Source organism: Desulfobacterales bacterium, from assembly GCA_034003325.1.
Lineage (GTDB): Bacteria > Desulfobacterota > Desulfobacteria > Desulfobacterales > JAFDDL01 > JAVEYW01.
Window position 1 is genome coordinate 145138 of the sequence record JAVEYW010000004.1, and the last position, 19540, is coordinate 164677.

Here is a 19540-nt window from a genome sequence, read left to right on the forward strand (position 1 = left end):
AAAAAAGGCCGGGGAGCATTTTCTTCTCCGCGGCCTTTTAAAAAACTTAAAAGCCGCGGCGTTCGATCCGCCCGCGGCTTTTTTTGCTTATTTAAGTTACATCAGCGCACCCCGGGCAAACCTCTACCGAAAAAATAAAAACACCAAAAATAAAAGTAAAAATCGGCTGCCGGTCGGTGCATGGGTATCATAATCTTATAAAATAGTTCTTTTTTTGAGCGATTGTTGAATCAGTGTCTGCTTTCCTATAAAGTTGACTTATAATTGTCAAGCACTTTTTTCCGGAGAGACTATTTTTATCATGCCGTAGGTACCGTCGCCTTGTAGAGGGTCGCGTCGCCTTTCAGCGTATAGGCGAATACGGCAGCCGGCACAAGCAGCGCCATTCCTCTTTTGACGGTCAGGGATTCGTTTTTTCCGGCATTCGTCATGTGCGCCTGCCCTTCCGTACAAAAGAGAATCTCAACCCCTCTCGTTGATTCACTTTTATAATCAGCGCCACCGGAAAGGATGATGACGGAGAGCGCAAATTCCTCAGCCGGACACGGATAGCGGCGCTCACAGGGCCGAATTTCCTTCGGTGACAGAATATCGATCTCTCTTTCTTCAAAATTCAGCACCTGTAAGAGTTCCGGCACATTCACATGCTTGGGGGTTAATCCACCCCGAAGCACATTGTCCGAGTTGGCCATCAGTTCCATTCCAAGCCCCTCCAGATAGGCGTGCAGCTCCCCCGCTTCCAGAAACATGGCCTCTCCGGGCTTCAGACACACCAGGTTCAACATCACGGGGGACAAGATACCGATATCCGACGAATAAGCCCGATGAAGTGTTATTATCCACTGATAACAGGGCGCCGTCGCACCCAGCGGTTGCGCATTGAAAACCGCCTCGGAAATAACCCGCTGTTTTTTGGTTTCATTTAGTGTCATCAGCGTTTCAAAAAACCGCTTCAATCCCGCCGGATTTCGAGTCCGATCGAGCAGGGCCAAATCGGCGCCCAGCGTCTTTGGACATATCCGCCGCAAATGGAATAGCATATCGGCCATTCTGCGAAACCCTCTTAACGCCCAAAAGGGGGTTAACGCGCAAATGCATTCCGGTTTGTGGTTTGTGTCTCTGTAATTTCTCTCCGGCGCGGTTAGCGCAATGCCCATCCGGTTTTCCCTGTCAAAGCCGGAAATCGCCTGCGCCGCGTTGGGATGCGCCTGAATGGAAAGCGGCTCGGCCGCGGCAAGCACCTTGAATAGATAGGGCAGTTTTCCGTTAAATTTCGTTGCCGCGTAAGCGCCTAAAATCTCTACCGGATACCTGTCAATCAGGTCCGTGAGGGGGATTTTCCGTCCCTTATATGGAACCAGCGAGGGGGATTTTGAATGCGCGCCCATCCAAAGCTCTGCCTGAGGAGTTTGGGATGGCGATTTCCCCAACAAGTCCGCAATAGCCGTCCGGGAGCCCCAGGCATATTCCTGAATCGGATTTTCAAGGATGCAAATCGAGTTCATGATAATCTCTTATCCCATCCGGCTTCGCCGGATTATTCCCGCACCGTACTTTCAGGACCGGATAAAAATGCCACCACCGCCCCCACGCCCGCCACAAACCCGCCGGCCACCATCGCCTGTCGAAAAGCGGCCATAAAAGGCGCCTGCAGATCCGGACCATAGGCGGCCAGGGAGTGCCCCCCGCTTAACTTGCTGAAAACCGAATTAAAAATAAGACCAGCCAACGCTACGCCCATGACCATCCCCAAATTTCGCGCCGTTGCGATGGTACCGGATGCCACACCCCGCTGATCGGACCCGACGGCGCTCATGGCCATAGCGGAGTTCGGCGAAATAAATATGGCCGTACCGATTCCGGCCAGCGCCAATCGCCAGGCAATGGAAAAGGCGGATGCATCCGCCGCCAGTCCGGACAACAAAAATAAAGCTGCGGCGAGCACCATTATCCCGAACGTGCACAACCACCTGGATCCGATGCGGTCGGACAACGCGCCGGAAATCGGGCTGATAAAAAAAAGAAAGACAAACGGCGTCATCATCATGTACCCGACCCGTTGAATGGAAACCCCGGCCGGATGCACCAGATAAAACGGCATGAGAAACACCACCGTAAAAAGCGCCGCAAACAGAAACAACAAAGACAACACCGGAAAAATGAAAAGCCGCTCTCGTAACAGCTCCAACTGAAACACCGGGTTTTCCGCTCGCTGTGCCGTCCGCACCGCCAGCACGGCGCACAACACCGACAGACTCCCCGCCAAAAGGCTATTCCGGGAAAAGGCGCCCCATTGACCGCCATGCGTTACCAGCACTATAAAGGAACAAAAACCCGCGGCCAGCAACGCTGATCCCCGCCAGTCAAAAGCCTCCTTACGGCCCGAGTCCCCCGGCCCGCCTTTTAACAAGCGCGCGGCACGAATGACGGCAAACAGTCCGATGGGAATATTGATATAAAAAATAACACGCCACGAAAAAAAGTTAAGAAGAATACCGCCGAGAGCCGGCCCGGAGGTAAGTCCAGCGGCAACGACCATTCCGACCAGCCCCAAGGCCCTGCCCCGCTCCCCTGCGGGAAAGGCATCCACCACCAGGGCCGGAGAACAGGCCATGAGCATGGCCGCGCCGATCGCCTGAATAATCCGCGCCGAAATAAGCCAGGCGGGCCCCGTTGCCAACCCGCAGCATATGGAACCGATCGTAAAGATAAAAAACCCCCGGCAATAGACCCAGCGCCGGCCTTTGATGTCGCTCAGTTTGCCGAAACTCAGCAATAACGATGATACCGTCAAGAGATAGGCCATTACCACCCATTGAATCGTCGGCAAAGGCGCTTTAAAATCCTTCATCACCACCGGCAGGGCAACATTGACAATGCTGCTGTCCAGTGTGGACATAAAAACGGCTGTAGCGACCAGGAAAAAAATGGTCCATTTTTTGTTGCGTCTTCCACCGCCGGCGGGAATGGAAGAAAATGCCTTATTCGTCATCATCACACAAGGGGATCAGCTTTCATTCAACCAGGAAATAACAGGCGGATTGCGCAGCGGCAGCCGTTTATAAGCAACCATCGGGTATCCCACCATCAATGCGCCGAAACACTGGTGACCCTCGGGAAGGCCAAGGGCTTTTGCCAAGGGCGCAAAGCCGAGAGACGCCGCCCAGAAATACCCGGCCCAGCAAGCGCCCAACCCCATGGACACGGCCGCCAGTTCCATATAAGATAAGGCAATCGTGCAAGCAGCCGGCGCCATCCGGTTCGTTTTATCAGCATGGGCCACGACCACCACGGGCGCACCGCGCAGAATCACATCGGTGCCGGCTTCCCAGCGGCGAATGACATGGGGTAACTGCATGTCCGCGGCCATCTGTGAATGTTTTTCAATGATTCCCCGCATCCAGTCGATAACCAGTTGCGCCAGCTTTTTATTTTGCGCCGGGCTGTCGATCACCCGCCACTGGGGGCATTGGGAATTATGTCCCGAGGGCGCATGACTTGCCATCTCAATAAGCCGCGTCATTTCATTTCGGGGCACCGGTTTGTCTTTGTACACCCGAATGGATCGCCGGCTCCGCAGAAAGTGCTCGCAATGCGTCGGCGTCAGCTTCAACTCGGGTTGAACGGGCGGGCACTGCTGCGCTGCCATCTTTCGATGGGACATGCTGGCCGTGGGGCACACCGCCACGCAATGGCCGCAACCAATGCACAGGTCTTCGGCATCAACGGATGGTGACGGCAGCTCGCCCTGCGAAAACTCAATGATGCCCATCGGGCATACCGCCGCACAAAGGCCGTCCTTATTGCAGGTCTTCTCATTTATGGTCAACAGCGCCATGTTTTTCCTCCAAAATACAATCGTCGTTATCGGGAAACTCTTTTCGAATCCGTGTTTCGACTATTTTCCCCTTGATGTCAATCAAAGCGTTCGCAGGTAGCGAATCAAATCTCTTTTTGATTAAATCGGCCCAACAATAACGCCATGATCAGAAGAATAAAAAAGAAAAGATTTAGCAGGGGATGAAAAGGCCCCATATTATGGAATTCGCTTTTGCTGATGAGGGCATCCGCATAGGCCTGCACCATAAACACCTTGGGGTATAACATCCGCCACACCCCGGGTTCCGAAGGGCTCAGCGATGGGGCAGCGGATCTTACGATATCACTCGTGATAATCTGATACCCGCCATCTGAAATAAACCCGATGAACAAAATTGCCAACGTAAACAAGGCGCTGATAACGTCCGGCATAAAAAGAGACAAAAAACAGACGCAGGCAATCACGAAAAGAAGGTTGATCGAACAGACCAATGAAGCGATCAAGTATCCCGAAATAAGGGTCCCCGTTTTGGTCCATACCGTCAAATAGATCGTTAAGTGAAGAAGGAACATGAACGCCAGGCAAAGTGTCCAGGTGCCGGCAACCCGGCCAAGGACATATTGCCATCTATGAACCGGCCGGGAAAGAAATAACACCATACTGCCATCCTCCTGATCCCGGCTGAATATCTTCATGGAAAGCATGGCCGCCATCAGAAACATGCCAACGGCAATCAGATGAAAAACAATTTTTGAAACATGCCAGGCAACGGTCGCGTTATCCAGCATTTTTCCATTCACCGCATATCCGCCGTCATAACATCCACGGATCATCCATATGAATAGAATGGAAAGCCCCAGAAGGACATATACGCTTTTATGCCGCATCTGGTCCCGCATGGTATAGCCGGTAATTTTGAGGACATTATTCATTTTCATGCTCTACGAATCGAAAAAAAACATCCTCGAGTGTCTCGTGATCTTTCACGATGGCGTGAATGGTGTTTTTGACGAGGATTTTCCCTTTGTACATGATCGCCGCCGTTTCACATGTTTTTTCCACCTCCGAGAGCAAATGGGAATTTAACATCACCGTCATCCCTTTGTCGTGAAGGGTTTCAAGAATTTTTCGAAAATCGCGAATGCCGATCGGATCGAGCCCGGAGATGGGCTCATCGAGTATCAGCAATTCCGGTTTCCCCAGCAGGGCGGCCCCCAAACCGATGCGCTGTTTCATGCCCCTCGAGTAGGCCGCGGCTTTTTTCTTTTCCTGCCCCTTCATGGAAATGATCTCGAGAACGCGCTCAACTTCCTTTCCGGCGTCTTGCCTGGAAAGCCCGATTAAAGACGCATGCCGCAAGAGATATTCAACGCCGGAAAGATATGGCGGCATCATGTGCTGTTCTGCGACATAGCCGATAGGTTTTCGGGATTCCGGGTCCACTGCAGGACGTCCGTTGATGGTAATCCTGCCTGCGGAAGGGTTGATAAATCCGAGAAGCATTCGGACAATGGTTGTTTTTCCGGCACCGTTGGGCCCGAGCAGGGCGAAGGACTCTCCCTTTTTGACCGCATATGAAACATGATCGACTGCGGTAACGGCGCCAAATTTTTTTGTAACGGAATCAAGTAGGATCATATGAGTTCGGCTATCAAATAGTTTCGGCCGCGCACCCGGCTTATCGCAACAAATACTTAAATGAAAAGATGTTTTCGGGTCAGCCTTTTGGCCACAGATATCATATTTACAAGCGAAGGTGTTGGTTTTATTTTGACCAAACCGGCAATGGGCACCACCAGCGCTGACAGGCTGTTCTCCATGTCCCTTCAATACCGGATCGTCGGCATAGCGATGAATGGGCACTGGCGAACAGCCAAGAGATTTGTTATAAATGCCGACGGGACACGGTCGGCATGAAACCGGCCGGCTTCCGAAGCCGCCGATAGTGTTTCCTTAATATTTAAACCCGTTATCAGAAACATGCCCGAAAAAGTGTGTATGATTGCAGAAGGTTGTTAGCTGCCAAGCATCCCAGCATGCATGGCGTCCAGCTTCCGGCTTTGCCGGGTTAGGATGGCAATGAATGACGGCGCTGCCCAACATAATCAACTATACCCCGGGAACGGAGCGTGTGTCCGGCCCGAATCCCCCCTTTGAGGCATTATGGTTACCATCACGGAAGAGGCTCAAAAGCAGGTTTTACGCTATTTTAAAGGAAAGAAAATAGAACCCGTTCGAATATCGCTAACCAATGCATGCAGCGGGCAACAACTGGCACTGGTCACCGATACCATCCGGCGTGATGATAGGGCATATCATTATGGAAAGTTAACCTTTGTCATCGAAAAATCATTACTGGACCTGGGGCAACCCCTTCATATCGATTTCACCCCCGGTGGGTTTACCATCGATTCCCGAATGCAGCTCAACTTAAACTGCAGTGGGTGCGGCAAGGCAATTTCATGTAAAAAAGAACCGGGGAAAACCTTTATTCGATCCGCCTTGCCGCACGATGCCGCACCCTCCCCTATCGACTGAAGCGGATAAGCAGCGGCTACAACGCATCCATCAGCCGGTTGGCGGCTCGCTCACCGCTCAAAACGGCGGCTTCAACACCGGCGTGAGCGAAATAATCGCCGGCCAGGGCAATGCCCTTGGGCATTTCCTTGTGCAGGGAGTTCAGCGTACCGTAATGGCCCGGCCCTGCAATGGAAAGGCCGCGTTTATAGTGGAACAACTCCACGAAGCTTGGCGGCGGCGCAGCGCCAAAGACTTCCGTCACCGCCATCAGCGCCTCATTCTTGATGTCTTCGTCAGTCATGCGCGCCAAAGGTGGCGTGTAAAAGTAAACGCCGACCGCTTCCCCCCCCTTGGGAACCGAACCGGGGTTGCGACGGCTTCCCAGCACACAGGCGCCCCAATTGCGCAGGTCATTTGCAGGCAACGCGATATCGACGGGAAAATCGGGCCAGGGGTTTTTCTCGTAACACACCTGTACGTGGGCGTATTCGGAATAGCGGCACTCCCGAAGTTTTTTGATAGATTCAGCGGGAATCAAGTCCTGGAGTACATCCGCCGCCACACCGGGTTCCGGCGCCACAACCACGCCGTCGGCATCATAGGACTCTCCCTTGGCGATTACCGTAAATCCCTTGTCGTTACGCGTAACCTTTTCCGCAGGGGTTGAAAGATAAAGCTGAAGGCCTGGGGTTCCCTCGACCATCCAGTCGCACACCTGACCGATACCGCCCGGCGGCACCGACAGCGCCATTTTATAAAACTGCAGAATGATCGCATGCAACAAAGGAGTTGAAAGCCACGCCATCGGCACCGCATACAAAAAACCCATATACGGAACCGTAATGTAGTTATGCCCCTTTTCGCCGAGAATTCGTCGCGACCAGCTTTCCAGATTCTCGTTTCTGTCAAACTTCGCCAGTTCAGCACCGTCAAAGCCGCCTTTTGGCCCGGGGGAAAGAAAGAGCCCCGCTACCTTCATGACAATATGCAGCTTGTCGCGAAGGGAAAACGTCGGCAGATTGAGAAAACTCCCGATCTTGTCGAAACCAACCGTGTAGCGCTGCTTGTCCCGATCGACAAGGTGGGTCTTTCCCTTCCAGGGAACAAGATCATCATAGTGGCCCAGTTCCTTGAGGATCGCATTGGTACGGGGATAGATGCCCCCCATCAGAAAGAGCGCGCCCGTGCCGAGGCTGAAGCCATTCTTTTTGAGCTGACTCGTTCGACCACCAACATGATCCTGGGCTTCGAAAAGGCGGACCTCGTGACCGCGTTTTCTTAGCGTATAGGCCGCAGCACATCCTGCAGGGCCACCACCAATCACAGCTGTCTTCATAAGCGTCTCCTTTGAATTATTGTCTGCGATTTTTGTCGCATTGTACGCTCTGTCCGCCCAATTTGCAACCAACTCCATGGTCTTTTAACCGTAATTTTTTTAAACTGGCCTTCATCAGCGGTGTGCACGGCCAATCCATGGGACAAGGCGTTGTTGCAATATCCCTGAATTTCCCAAACGGGTCATGTTTTCGTTCTTGACAGTTTGTGCCATAACAAGCCAAAACCAGTATGTCTTGATGTACCGAAAAAGCAACACCGCAAGCACCGGTTCAATAACCAAAACCAGAAAGGTGAAAACGTAAATGATCAAGGTCAGCGTGTTTTATCCGAACGAAGAAGGCAAAAAATTTGATATGGACTATTACTGCCATAAGCATATTCCCATGGTCCAACAAAAGCTGGGCGCTGCATGTAAACGCGTTGAAATAGAACAGGGCCTGGGAGGCGCAGCGCCCGGATCACGCCCAATGTATTGCGCCATGGGTCATCTCTATTTTGATTCAGTAGCGGCGTATCAGAGCGCCTTTGAACCCCATGCCGAAGCGATGATGGCGGATATTCCCAACTATACCGACATTCAACCCGTGATTCAGATCAGTGAAATCAAAAAATAGAAAAGGCACAGGGGGCGATAGCCCTTAACCCCCGGTACCAAAGTAGGTGGCGCCTTCAATTATTACAAGAATTTTCTAAATGGTGCTCTCTGCCTGTCTTAAGTTCAGAACTCCTGACATGGCGCAATTCCAGATACAACAGCCATAGCGTCAAAGATAATTTTTAGCCGGGTCTGGGGAAACAGAAATTCTTCTTGATTCATAATCTCGCACAGTTTGTTTAGTGTCCCATTAAACCGCGGATTGGCCATCGGATAAAAATTGACCGACAATATTCCGGCCGTCTTACCGGGCAGGATGTCCGCGGGCATCCATATACCTTCTTCGCTCCTTCCAGCAGACCCAACTGACAAAGAACCGGAAGCGCCAGCAAAACGCCGGCATAGCGCACCGATTCATTAGCGCTGAAAGCCGGCATCGCCTCATGCATCTCCCCCCACGGCTAAAATCTCCATTTTTGTTGCATCACAATTTGCGCCATATTTTACCACCTGTCAAATAAGATCAGTAATTTAAATAGGCCATGTCAGAAGTTCTGAAGTGAGTGATCACCATTAAGGAATTAGGGTCAATTAACCAGCGGTTATCCAGTTTATTGCCTAAGTCAACGCCATTTTGGTTGAAAATAGGTAGTAGAGCCCAAAAAACATCGGCGCCAATGTTAATGTTCTGCTCCGATCAGGCTCTCAACCGGCGGAATTTTCGTTGGATCAACTTCCCATCCCTGCATGATCAACCAGGATCTTTCACGCAATAGTTGTTCTTTGGCATTGGAAAGAATATTTTCCCGCGCCACCATTTTGCTTTCTTCTTCACCGTCTGTAAATACTGCCTGAATTACGACTCCAACAACGTCCCTTAACAATAGAACTGCATTGACAAGCTCCGTAGGCTCAGCAAGGGCACGACCCAGCACATCGTTAGCTACCGATTCAACAGATGCCAATTCTTCCAGCGCTTCTTTCGTTTTTAGCCCACCCTTAATTTTTTTTTTTAGCAATTCAGATAACCCAAGAATCCGTTCGAGCTCATCTCGGGTGTAACGAAAATGCAAACTGTTTCGCTGTTCCATAATGCCAAGCATGCCCATTACCAGATTCGCTTGCTCTATCGCAAGTTTGTTATTCTGATTTATTGCAGGAATAATGGTATCTTTTAGCGATTTTATCATGACAGTCATTTGAAAATCGGGCTGCATTTGCATATCATTCTCCTTTTTCGAGTAGTTCTGAAAGATCAGCCAGCAATACAGGAGCCACGCCCATAAGCCACGCGACAAGGACATCTTGATGGGTTTTTCCCATTTTAGCGATTCGATACCCTGTTCCAAGCGTTATCACAATGCTCTTGTAAAGCGCCTGAATGCGGTAAAAATAGAGCGTTTTCGGGTTAACCTTTGTTCCGCTGGCTTTCTCATAAGCATCTATAAACTCTTTTTCAGGCAGCAATCCGCCTACCAGGAATTTTTTTCCATCTTCGTCCATATGCCCGAAAGCAGAAAGCATGGCCCATCCCAAATCCTCATGCCGGTCACCAATATGGGCAAGTTCCCAATCAAGCCAGGCCGTTATTTTTCCATCTTCCTCCCTGAAAAGCCAATTCCCGGTGCGAAAATCTCCATGAACAATTGATAACCGATCGGTTATCGGCAGGTTGTCCCTCAGCCAGGCGGCAGTGTACCGCAATAAAGGCACATCTTCGCCCGCGTCTTCCTCCCAGACTCTCTCCCACCAATTCACGGCCCACAAGGCGGCTTCTGTAGTGCCGACTCTGGGGCAATCAAAATTTTTCAGCTCGAATTCCTTAAAATCGCATGTGTGTATTATTGAAAGATGCCCAATGAATTGCGGTGTCAGAATCTTTCTTAATCGGGTGCCAACATTCAACCCCACACCCGTGACGTTTCTAACAGCGTTTTTGGGTTTTGTAACACCCTCAACAAATCCGTAGATAAGCGCAGGAAGTGGCATATAATCTTTTTGTTCATCTACCCAGTAAACGGGAGGAACCGGCACAGTTCCTTCAAACGCCTTAATAATTTGAAACTCCCGTGAGCGGCTGGATTCACAAATCGATTCCTCAGGCTCCATTCGCAACACCATGGGCGTATGAACCTTATCGCCCGGGGGCCCCCACTCTAGAATAAACCCTACCTGCAACTTCGAGGCCCCCCCCGGCAACCAATCCACATCGGAAATTTTGAAAGGTTGATCGTATTTACTTCGAATAAACTGCTCTAAATTCTTGGACAACGATTCGAGAGTCAACGGCGAAAACATTTTCCCGGGTCTTCTATTCATTTTGCTGGTCAATATGCGATCGATTTCACTTTCTATTGGAAACCGTCGACGGATCGTTTCTATAAACTCCTTGCTCGGATTGTTTTTGTCAACTTTTATCATTATGTTCTCTCCTTACTGCCAAAAAATACTACATAACAGCCAAATATTTGAATTTTCAATTTTTATTACATCTACCCATTTGGGACTTTTATTAGCCGGTATATTTTTGTTGTTTTCATCTATAATGATCCTGTCATTTCAGGAATTATTTTTAAAATAACCATTGGAAAGCACGAATGGGGGTTGCACATACCCACAGCAAGGCCAGTTCCCCGCGCTGTCAATGGCCTCAAAAAGATTTTCCACTTCCTTTGTGCGAAATCTTTGAGTTTAATTGCGCCTTGTTATCTGGCCTGCTTCGAGGTTGTCACGTAGGGTCTAATTTCAAATAATGAAGTTGATGCTGCGTGATCCTTACGGGTATTAAATCGCTCACCATAAAAGGCCCTATCCGCAAACGGATAGCTTCCAGAAAACTGTTTCAAGGGTGAATTTGTAATCAACCTGATACACACGCAATAACAGTGATTCAAATTCAATACCTTCCTTGTTGCTCATAGAGGCGCTTTTATTGAAAGCATCACGCCTCTAAATCCATCAGCAATATCTTTATTTGACAACAACTTTTCCCATTCCAGACATTTTTCCATCTTCGGACAACAACTTGTATTCGAATGTCCCGGACTGCGGAAACTGAAGCGAGGTTGTGGAGGCGTAATCCATAAAACTGGTTGAATAACACCCTTTGGAATCAAGAAAAAACCCAGCGATCCGCATATTCGGATTTAACACGACATCCTGGCATGTTTTCCCGTCTTCAAAAATTAACTTGACTTCTCTCATTGAGACTGCGTTCATCCAGACAACAATGGCGTTTTTATTTACATTGACGGTTTCCGGTGACGGGATTAATTTATCCCCGCCTTCAGAAGAATTAATTTTTACCAATACCGTTTCCGGTTCATTAGTTGCGAACGCAGTTGATATGTTTGTCAACATCGCGCAAAAAAATATCACCAAAACTACGCCGACGGACAAATATTGTTTTTTCATATTCACATTCCTTTTAATAATATGAGTAAATTTCAATTCAGTGAACATGCCATTTCGGATCAGGTTTTCAGACCGCCCGTATTCGGGCGGTCTTGACCCTTTTAGTCCCTAATTACCATCTCCAACCCACCTTAAAGTTCAACTCGCTTGCGGTTTCGATGTACGGCATCCATGGAGAAGCATTGTTCGTATCCCCCCAAATGCTCATTGACGTAACGCCCATGTACCAATGGTCATCAATGGTGTAATTGAGACTGAGATTGCACAAGGCAACACCTTCAAAATCGTATAGCAAAAACAGCGACGGCGTAATTCTGCCATTCCAGAAATTTGTCTGAAGCACCAGGGTGGCTCGCCAATTATCCGGTACCGCTACGGGGTATATCGACAGATCATCTTCAATACCGGAAATATGACTGTAGTATATTTGTAAATTGGTTACCAATGCTGAATCCGTGCCCGGCACCACCTGGGAAAAGTCCTTATCAAACCCCAATAACGCTTGATAGTGGTCATGCTCTGACCGGAGATTGGGCGATGACAGATCAAACGTCGCGGCTCCCTTTGTCAAGGACCCTTCCCCGCGGAAAACAAAGCCGCCATGATCAATGAAGGTGGCAAAAGAATATCCGTAGGTTTGTGCCCTGGGATGCGCCAGCGTCATGTATCCGTCCGTCGCAATGGATGTGGGGTCTAAAAGCAATCTTCCCCAAATCCCCTCATGCTGCCACCCGTCGAAATAGTATAAATAAATATTCGTATCGGCAATGACGGTGCCCAGCCGGACTCCCCCCTCCATATTCTCCACACCGCTGCTTCGCACCTGATCCTGCCTTACCTCAATCCCTATCTCTTCAAACCAAATCCCGTAAGGAGCCGCATCAGTGGGCACCATGGGCGCCCAAATATTGGGTCGGATATCCGGAATTGCGAGCAACTGCAGGTTAAATTCCTTGAAGGTACCGCCACCGCCGGTTTTCATATCCAACCTTCCCATCCACAAGGGGGCAAGAAGATCTTCAGGGTTTGCAAAAAACAATTGTCTTCGGTAGTCATTCGGGTTGACCACATTGATCAGGTTGAAACCGTCCGACTCGCCCCATTGCACGATCTGACGGCCCAATCGCAAGTTGGATCTGAACTGTGAGCCCGAAGGTTCCGCCACCATGTCGATAAAGATCTCCCGCATATCATTCTCAAACTTGAGATCATCCTTATCCAAATCAAATCTGCTATATCCACTGTCTCTGACACCCTTATATTCTTCCTGCCGAAGATCAAAAATTGCATCATAGGCACCGCGATACCGAAAAAATATCTTCTCAATTCTATAATCGGGTTTTAGCCCGACATAATTGGGACTTACCGCAAGGTCAAGCAGCAACTCCTGCAAGGCTTGAACCCCTTCTGTTTGGTCCAGAAAACCATACTGCATTCCGGTGGTGTCCCGAAGCGTAAAGCTGGACTGCAAATGCCCGTGGAATTCCGTATCAAACCCACTGATCCTTGCCAACGCGGCGTTACCCATTTGAAAAAGGAACAAGCTTACAGCGAATGCTGCAACCACGACACTAATTTTTTGACGCATAACTCTCCCCTCCTCTTTTTATGTGATTCCTCATTCACGTTCACTGCCAAGCCTCTTTTGCTTATTCTTTTCTTTTCTATTTACCCTATGAATCCTATCGGCTTTCAGGTCGCTATTAATTCATAGACGCATGGGCTATCCAACTGCAATTGCAGTTTTATTTATAGGTTCCGTCGTCCCCATTCGCTTGACAAAATTGGGTTTAAAAACCGCCGTCAGGGCCGGCAAAAATACAATGGCACCGATCATATTGAACACCATCAAGACAAGGATCAATATCCCCATCTCCGCTTGAAACTTGATGGATGAAAAGAGCCAGGGAATCAGCGCGAGCATCAGCGTAATCGCAGTGAACATGATGGTTTTTCCGGTGGTAGTCAGCGCCATTAGTTTGGCCAGTTCAAAATCGTTTGTTTTGGCGCACTCCTCTTTTAGTCGGCTCATCAAATATATGCCATAGTCGATTCCAACACCAACGCCGACAGAAGCCACCGGTAAGCTGTCAATGTTCAGATCAATATGATTCAACATCATAAACATCTCACAGACCACCTGGGAAACGTAAACCGGGAGTATCAGGATCAGCGCCGCTTTCCATGAGCGGTAGGTAATAGCACATAAAAGAAAAATACTAGTGAAAATGACGATAAAAATCGCCCAGTAGGACCATTCCACTTCCTCATTTACGGCAGCTAAAATCCCTAAAATACCACCGGCCAACTTGATATCTACTTTTGAATTGGGATCCGCATTGACCGTTTGCGCAAATTCCGATGTTTTTTCAATTGCCTGTTTGATGGTTGCATGGTTGTAATTTCTGAAATACGCCGTGACATTGGAGTCGGTGTAATCCGGCATGCTGACCTTCATGTCCATCTCGCCCGGCGCCATGCCACCTGCAAGCATAAAGTAGATCTGCCCCAGGGTTTTGCTGTCTTGCGGCACCATCTCCCATTTGGGAACCCCGTCATGATACATTCGGTTGATATTCCGAACCATGTCGGCAAGGCTGGCGGTTCCGCCGACATTGGGGATATTGTTCTGCATGAAGTCCCCGAGCTTTTCCATTGTGTTCAGGGTCTGTTGATCCTTGATGGCACCTTTCTCCCTGCCCTTCAGCACCACCACCAGTTTGGAGTCACCCAGGAAGCCTTCGTTCATGGTCTTGGCGGCCACATTATAAGGATGGTCCGAATATAAAATGGCCCCGCCGGCACTCGAATCCCCGATTTTCAGATGCATGGCCGTGTAAAACCCGCCGGACACCAAAACAATAATGACACCCAAGGTCACCCATTTCATTCTTGGTCCGGACAACCCCAGGATAAAGTCCATGATTTTCTGATAAACAATACTCCAAACCGAAAATTTTCTTTTCCCCAGCCAGTTTCTGACTTTAACCTTTTCCTCTATCGGCGGCGCCGGCAGAAAGGAAAGTATAATCGGATTCAGGATGGTAACGCACATCAGAATGCTGATTACCCAGAAACTGGCGACATAAGCCAGCTTTTGCATCAGCGGGATGGTGGCGATACAGATGGTCAGACACCCAAGCCCGTCCGTAAACCCGCCGACGAGGCATGGTGCGAAAACCGCCGAATACGCTTTTACAATGGCTTTGTTTTTGTCTCCTATGACGGCGAACTCCTGGTGAAATCGATCCATGCACTGGCAGGAGTGCGACAGGGCTCTTGCGGAAAGCAACACCGGAACGACCAGCAGCAATGGATCGATATTATATCCCATCACGCCTGCAAAGCCCAATCCCCAAATGCCACTCAGGATGCCAGAAACAACCGGAATCACAAGCCCTCTAAGACTTCTAAAATACACGATCAGCGTGACCATCATCAGCAGCATGGTTACCAGCAATACAAGCATCAATTGGAGTTTGTAGTGCGCCATCCATGCATAGAGCATGGGATACCCGCTGACCTGGCATTCATGGGCTTCATCCGACACACTTGCGGTCAGTTCATTGACGGTGGTAAAAAGATAATCGAAGTCCAGGCCTTCCTCCCAGAAGGCTGCATACACGGCCGCGGATTTATCGTCGAGGGAGATGAAAAACCCGCGAATACCGTCTTGCCCGTAGACCGTTTTCCTGAAAATGTCGCACTCTTCTTCGTTTGAAGGATATCCCTTTACCGCCGGATAGGTTAACGGCTGAACATCCACGCCGAGCTGCCCGATCATGATCTGTTTGACCTTGGGATGGGTGGCGGAGGTAACCTGAAGCGGATTGACGCCTTTTATTTTAAGGACGCCTTGCGTCAATTCGTCCAACTTACGCATGGTGACCGGATTGTAGATGTCCTTGCCGTCCGTTCTTTTTAGAACGATGGTCATCTCGTTGGCGGATCCGAACATCTTTCGAAACTCTTTATACAACTGGATATATTGATGTTTCGGTGGATAAAGTTCAAAAAAGTTCGTCTCAATCTTGAGTTTGAAAAATATCTCCTGGGCAAAAAACAAGGTTAATACAATCATTCCGGCCATGACCCAGTATCGATACTTCAACTGCCGTTCAACGATGCTGGCCCAGAATTTTCCGCCGCTCTCCTCCATCGGTTGACTCCTTAAAATTTATTTACTTAGGACCCAATATGCCGGCAGTGAACCGCCGTTTCATATTAGGATATTCTCGGGAATACCCGGTGATGATGTGATGACCACTATACAGCGCTTTAGCGCATTTATTCGCCGGCCCCGGGCCAAATCAATGTTGTGCCGTGAACATAGGAAATAGATCCCCGCGCACCGCCGATTATAAACTGCTGCGGGCCTTTGAGTTCAATGCATTGCAACCAGTTCGCCCGAAGCTCGACCGGCACCTTAATGGGTTTCCAATTGTCCCCGATCCAGACGCCCCCTATCGGGCATTCCTTTTTCGGCTCCGGGACCTGATAAAAAATGGTGCCGGCATCTCCAACGATGAGCGCTATTCGATCATTGAACCTTATATTATAAAGGGACTCTTTCGTGATGGTGCTGCTCTCCCAGGTTTTCCCCCCATCGGTGGTTCGAAGGACAAGTCCCTCAATTCCAACGGCCACTCCGTTACCACAGTTATCAAAGTCGATCGCGGTTAATGTGCCGTATGCCAGTGCCTGTTTATCCCAGGTCTTTCCGCCATCCGTGGTGTGGTATATTCTCCCCATTTCAGTGGCCATCCAGGCCTCTTCGGGACCTGTCAGTTTAATGCAGTACAGCAGGATATCCTCTTCCAGGGACACGTTTCGCCATGTCTTTCCGCCATCATTTGTGGCAATAATCTTCCCCCAGTCTCCGGCGGCCATGCCGTGCCGATCATCATAAAAGTCCAGGGTCAGGAGCGCTTGATCCGCAGGGGTATTCACTTTTTCCCACGTCTTTCCCGCATCGTCCGTCGCCATTACCAGCCCCTCTTGCCCGACGATGATGCCGCGGGTCTCGCTCAGAAAAACGACGCCGAAAAGGGACTGGTCGGCACCAATACGCATCCGCTCCCATGTCAGGCCGGCGTCTTGCGTCCGATAAAGTAACCCGGACTTTCCGCACACCCAGAAGTTCTGGTCATCAACGCGGCAGATATCATAAAAATTATAACTCAACGATTTGGCGGGGATTCTTCCCGGTTTGGCATCGGCAAGATCCCAATGTGAATTCATCCCCACGAAACACCACAACACCCAAACAAGAAGTATACTTTTCCCATTAAACGATCTCATCACGACATTCCTTCTCAATTTCGTCTTGCCATGCTTACGGTTTTTTGTTTTGACACGTTGAAAAGCTTTGAAAGCACGCTTCGTTTCTTGACATATAGGAATCGCTCAGCCGATGGGGATTCACCGTCAATACGGGCGCCGAAGACTTGCTGATGACATCTTTGGCGACACTGCCAAAAAGAATATCTTTCAACCCTTGCCTTCCATGCGTGCCGATGATCACCATGTCAATTTGATGGTTGTCGACATATTTGATGATTTCAGCCGCCGGATCACCTGCTACAAAATCGGACCGCGCAATGGTGCAATTTGCCAGGTTTTGCGTGATAAATTCTTCAAGCCACTCGCCCGCTTCCTTAAGCCGCATCTCAATGTACTGATCGATCGCCGGCTCTACCCTTAATACGAAAACCTTGGAGTCGCATAATCTGGAATAATATTCCACGAAAGGCGCGACTTTTTCCGACACATCGCTGAAACGTACTACAGGGAAAAGTATATTCATTTGATATCCCTCTGTTCACCCAACAAAATTATCTCTTTATTGAATACATTATAATTTTATTTATCGAATCAACGCTGCCCCCTTATTAAAGAATGAGGCAGCGTTGATCCACTGTTTCACATTACCGGCTCTTGGTTCCCATCATCGACTCGGAGAAATTGCCTTGTCTGACGTTTGGATCACCGTAAGTATGCCGGTATTCATTTCCGTCCAAATTACGCGCATAATGAGTGGTACAGGCATGCTGGGTTTTATCATCCACGATCAGGAAGAAGCTTCGGGAGCAGAAAGTCCGGTAGGCCTTGCCGTCATCACCGCCCCACACCGCGGGAACCGGCACGGTCACCAGGGTTTTCCAGTAAGTAAGGGCCTTATCGTAGGCAATTTTGTAAACACCGCCGACAGTGGTATCCTCATACATGATCTGTCTGCCGTAATTGTAGTACTTATCATGCGGCATTCCTTCGATGACAAACATGTCTCTGGGAACCCACACCACGTTGGTCGGCATCCAGGCCAGTTCCTTGTTACCCGGCACCTCCCAAGCCGCTTTAACGGACTTGCGACGCATATCCATTGCCCAGGCCCCGCTTTCATTTTGAAACCCCTTTATCGGCTCATCCAGCGTATTTTCCTGCAGCGGCATCAGAATTATTTTGCGGTCAAGCACTTTCCACGTCATGGACTCGTTCTTCCCTTCCCATCCGTTGGAATCATCCAGAACAAAATCGGAACCTGCGAATGGATCGGAGCGGGCGGCCCCGGAGAGCTTTTTCACCCTTCTGATGGAAGGAACATAGGCAAAATAGTCATCGGTTTGGAATTCAAGATATCGTTTTGACAATGTCATCATGCCGTTCAAATCCGGCGGTTGACTGATAAAATACAGCTCCAAATAACTATAATCGTTTGGGTTTTGCTGTTGTCCGTCGGGTCGGTTCCAGAAAAAGTAACGACTAAAATTTCCCGCCAACCCGCGCTCCATCTTTTCTGAATTGACCCAGTTAATATCAAAATCAACAACCGTTGCACCCGATCTGGAAACATCCAGAAAGACATTGTGCATGATTTTGATCCCCGCGTCCGGGTCATTCTTCCATTCTTCATAGATGGTCGGAAACGGACGCCCCTCAATGTACTTGGGAATTTCTCCGCTACGTTTGTCAATAACGGACTTATTTTCATTCAACGCATATTTGCCCGCATTTGCCGCACATCGTTTTTTATATGCGTCATCAGCGGAAAATTCGTATTGAATTTCCCCGATTTTCATTTCAAGCTTACCGTCCTTGACCCATTCAACCATGGATGGCGGCAGTAAATCTTTCACCGATTGCCAGTTCGAAGCATTGACGGTATCCCCCGGTTTGACGGGTATCTGTTCGAACAGCTTTGCCTGCACCTCTTGATAATTGCTCCCTGCATACAGCGAACTGAAATAACCGGACACCACCAGTAGCAAAATTGCGATCAACAATCTTGCAAAGCCCTTGACTCTCATAGCTTGCCCCCCCTTTTGGTTTAAGATTAACATGACCACTCTTCTCCTTTCCCTGTATACCTAACTATCAACTGAATGATTATTTTCGATATTTATCGCATTTTCAAATGGTTTTGCCCTGTTATCTTCTTTGTATTTGCCATCTGCTTGTTTGCCAAATTGACGTGGTGATAATGAATTAGGTTGTAACTGACCAGTATCCAGGAGACAGAATTCAGAATAAATACAACTGAAGGCAGCCGGATTCATACAGTTGCATGAAGATATTGGTGCTTTGTGTTTCATTCTGAATTCTGGCTCCTGAATTCTGAATACCTAAGTAGTTACAATAGGTTTTTTTTAAGTCATCGCTCTACTGAGCATATTTTTTTGCACTTCGATAACCCACCAGCAGATAGCTATCGCATTGCTTATTCGTGTGCCATCAGATTCGGCAGCGAGAGAATGTATTTTTTATAAAATGGGGATTTTTTATTTGTGACTGTTATTGTTGATTAGCACGAATTATGCCATAAGCTTTAATTCATTCGCGCCCATACATCGTAT

At 48.9% G+C, this 19540-nt stretch carries 17 protein-coding genes; 2 read left to right on the forward strand and 15 right to left on the reverse strand.

The annotated features are described in order from the left end of the window. Window positions 1–299: 299 nt before the first annotated feature. The 5 genes from manA to RBT11_05660 all read right to left on the reverse strand — a co-directional run bounded on the left by manA (window position 300) and on the right by RBT11_05660 (window position 5458). Window positions 300–1505, reverse strand: coding sequence for a mannose-6-phosphate isomerase, class I (manA, locus tag RBT11_05640; GenBank protein MDX9786232.1), 1206 nt, complete (start codon window positions 1503–1505; stop codon window positions 300–302). Window positions 1506–1537: 32 nt separating this feature from the next. Beyond that, window positions 1538–2995: an MFS transporter gene (locus RBT11_05645; protein ID MDX9786233.1), complete on the reverse strand. Its 1458-nt coding sequence runs from the start codon at window positions 2993–2995 to the stop codon at window positions 1538–1540. Window positions 2996–3007: 12 nt separating this feature from the next. Beyond that, the gene (locus RBT11_05650; GenBank protein ID MDX9786234.1) at window positions 3008–3838 is read right to left on the reverse strand and encodes a nitroreductase family protein; all 831 of its coding nucleotides are present in this window, start codon (window positions 3836–3838) and stop codon (window positions 3008–3010) included. A 104-nt stretch (window positions 3839–3942) separates the two neighbouring features. Continuing rightward, on the reverse strand, window positions 3943–4752 hold the full coding sequence (locus RBT11_05655) for an ABC transporter permease (GenBank protein MDX9786235.1): 810 nt from the start codon (window positions 4750–4752) through the stop codon (window positions 3943–3945). After that, on the reverse strand, window positions 4745–5458 hold the full coding sequence (locus RBT11_05660; protein MDX9786236.1) for an ABC transporter ATP-binding protein: 714 nt from the start codon (window positions 5456–5458) through the stop codon (window positions 4745–4747). Before RBT11_05660 ends, RBT11_05655 begins: the two co-directional genes overlap by 8 nt. A 525-nt stretch (window positions 5459–5983) precedes the next feature. On the opposite strand from RBT11_05660, the gene RBT11_05665 reads away from it, so the two are divergent. Continuing rightward, window positions 5984–6358 carry a hypothetical protein gene (locus RBT11_05665; protein ID MDX9786237.1) on the forward strand — a complete coding sequence of 125 codons (375 nt, stop codon included), beginning with the start codon at window positions 5984–5986 and terminating at the stop codon, window positions 6356–6358. Between the two features lie 16 nt (window positions 6359–6374). Here the strand turns inward: RBT11_05665 and RBT11_05670 are convergent, their stop codons facing one another. Continuing rightward, window positions 6375–7676, reverse strand: a complete 1302-nt coding sequence (locus tag RBT11_05670) for an FAD-dependent oxidoreductase (GenBank protein MDX9786238.1) — start codon at window positions 7674–7676, stop codon at window positions 6375–6377. A gap of 304 nt (window positions 7677–7980) precedes the next feature. Here RBT11_05670 and RBT11_05675 point away from each other — a divergent pair, with 304 nt between their 5' ends. Continuing rightward, a complete protein-coding gene (locus RBT11_05675; GenBank protein MDX9786239.1) occupies window positions 7981–8292 on the forward strand; it encodes an EthD family reductase in 312 nt (103 codons plus the stop codon). Between the two features lie 661 nt (window positions 8293–8953). On the opposite strand, the gene RBT11_05680 is transcribed toward RBT11_05675, so the two are convergent. From RBT11_05680 to RBT11_05720, 9 genes are all read right to left on the reverse strand, one after another. Further along, entirely contained in the window at window positions 8954–9496 is a 543-nt protein-coding gene (locus RBT11_05680) for a hypothetical protein (protein ID MDX9786240.1), read from the reverse strand. Between the two features lies 1 nt (window position 9497). Continuing rightward, window positions 9498–10694 (reverse strand): phosphotransferase family protein, encoded by a 1197-nt coding sequence (locus RBT11_05685; GenBank protein ID MDX9786241.1) that lies wholly within the window; start codon window positions 10692–10694, stop codon window positions 9498–9500. Window positions 10695–11243: 549 nt separating this feature from the next. Beyond that, entirely contained in the window at window positions 11244–11687 is a 444-nt protein-coding gene (locus RBT11_05690) for a hypothetical protein (protein ID MDX9786242.1), read from the reverse strand. Between the two features lie 112 nt (window positions 11688–11799). Next, entirely contained in the window at window positions 11800–13275 is a 1476-nt protein-coding gene (locus RBT11_05695; GenBank protein MDX9786243.1) for a hypothetical protein, read from the reverse strand. A 135-nt stretch (window positions 13276–13410) separates the two neighbouring features. Continuing rightward, the gene (locus RBT11_05700; GenBank protein ID MDX9786244.1) at window positions 13411–15846 is read right to left on the reverse strand and encodes an MMPL family transporter; all 2436 of its coding nucleotides are present in this window, start codon (window positions 15844–15846) and stop codon (window positions 13411–13413) included. Window positions 15847–15974: 128 nt separating this feature from the next. Beyond that, a complete protein-coding gene (locus RBT11_05705) occupies window positions 15975–16928 on the reverse strand; it encodes a YCF48-related protein (protein MDX9786245.1) in 954 nt (317 codons plus the stop codon). Window positions 16929–17022: 94 nt separating this feature from the next. Next, entirely contained in the window at window positions 17023–17493 is a 471-nt protein-coding gene (locus RBT11_05710) for a universal stress protein (protein ID MDX9786246.1), read from the reverse strand. Between the two features lie 121 nt (window positions 17494–17614). Then, a complete protein-coding gene (locus tag RBT11_05715; protein MDX9786247.1) occupies window positions 17615–19027 on the reverse strand; it encodes a DUF1329 domain-containing protein in 1413 nt (470 codons plus the stop codon). 27 nt (window positions 19028–19054) lie between these two features. Then, a complete protein-coding gene (locus RBT11_05720) occupies window positions 19055–19279 on the reverse strand; it encodes a hypothetical protein (GenBank protein MDX9786248.1) in 225 nt (74 codons plus the stop codon). Window positions 19280–19540 lie beyond the last annotated feature (261 nt).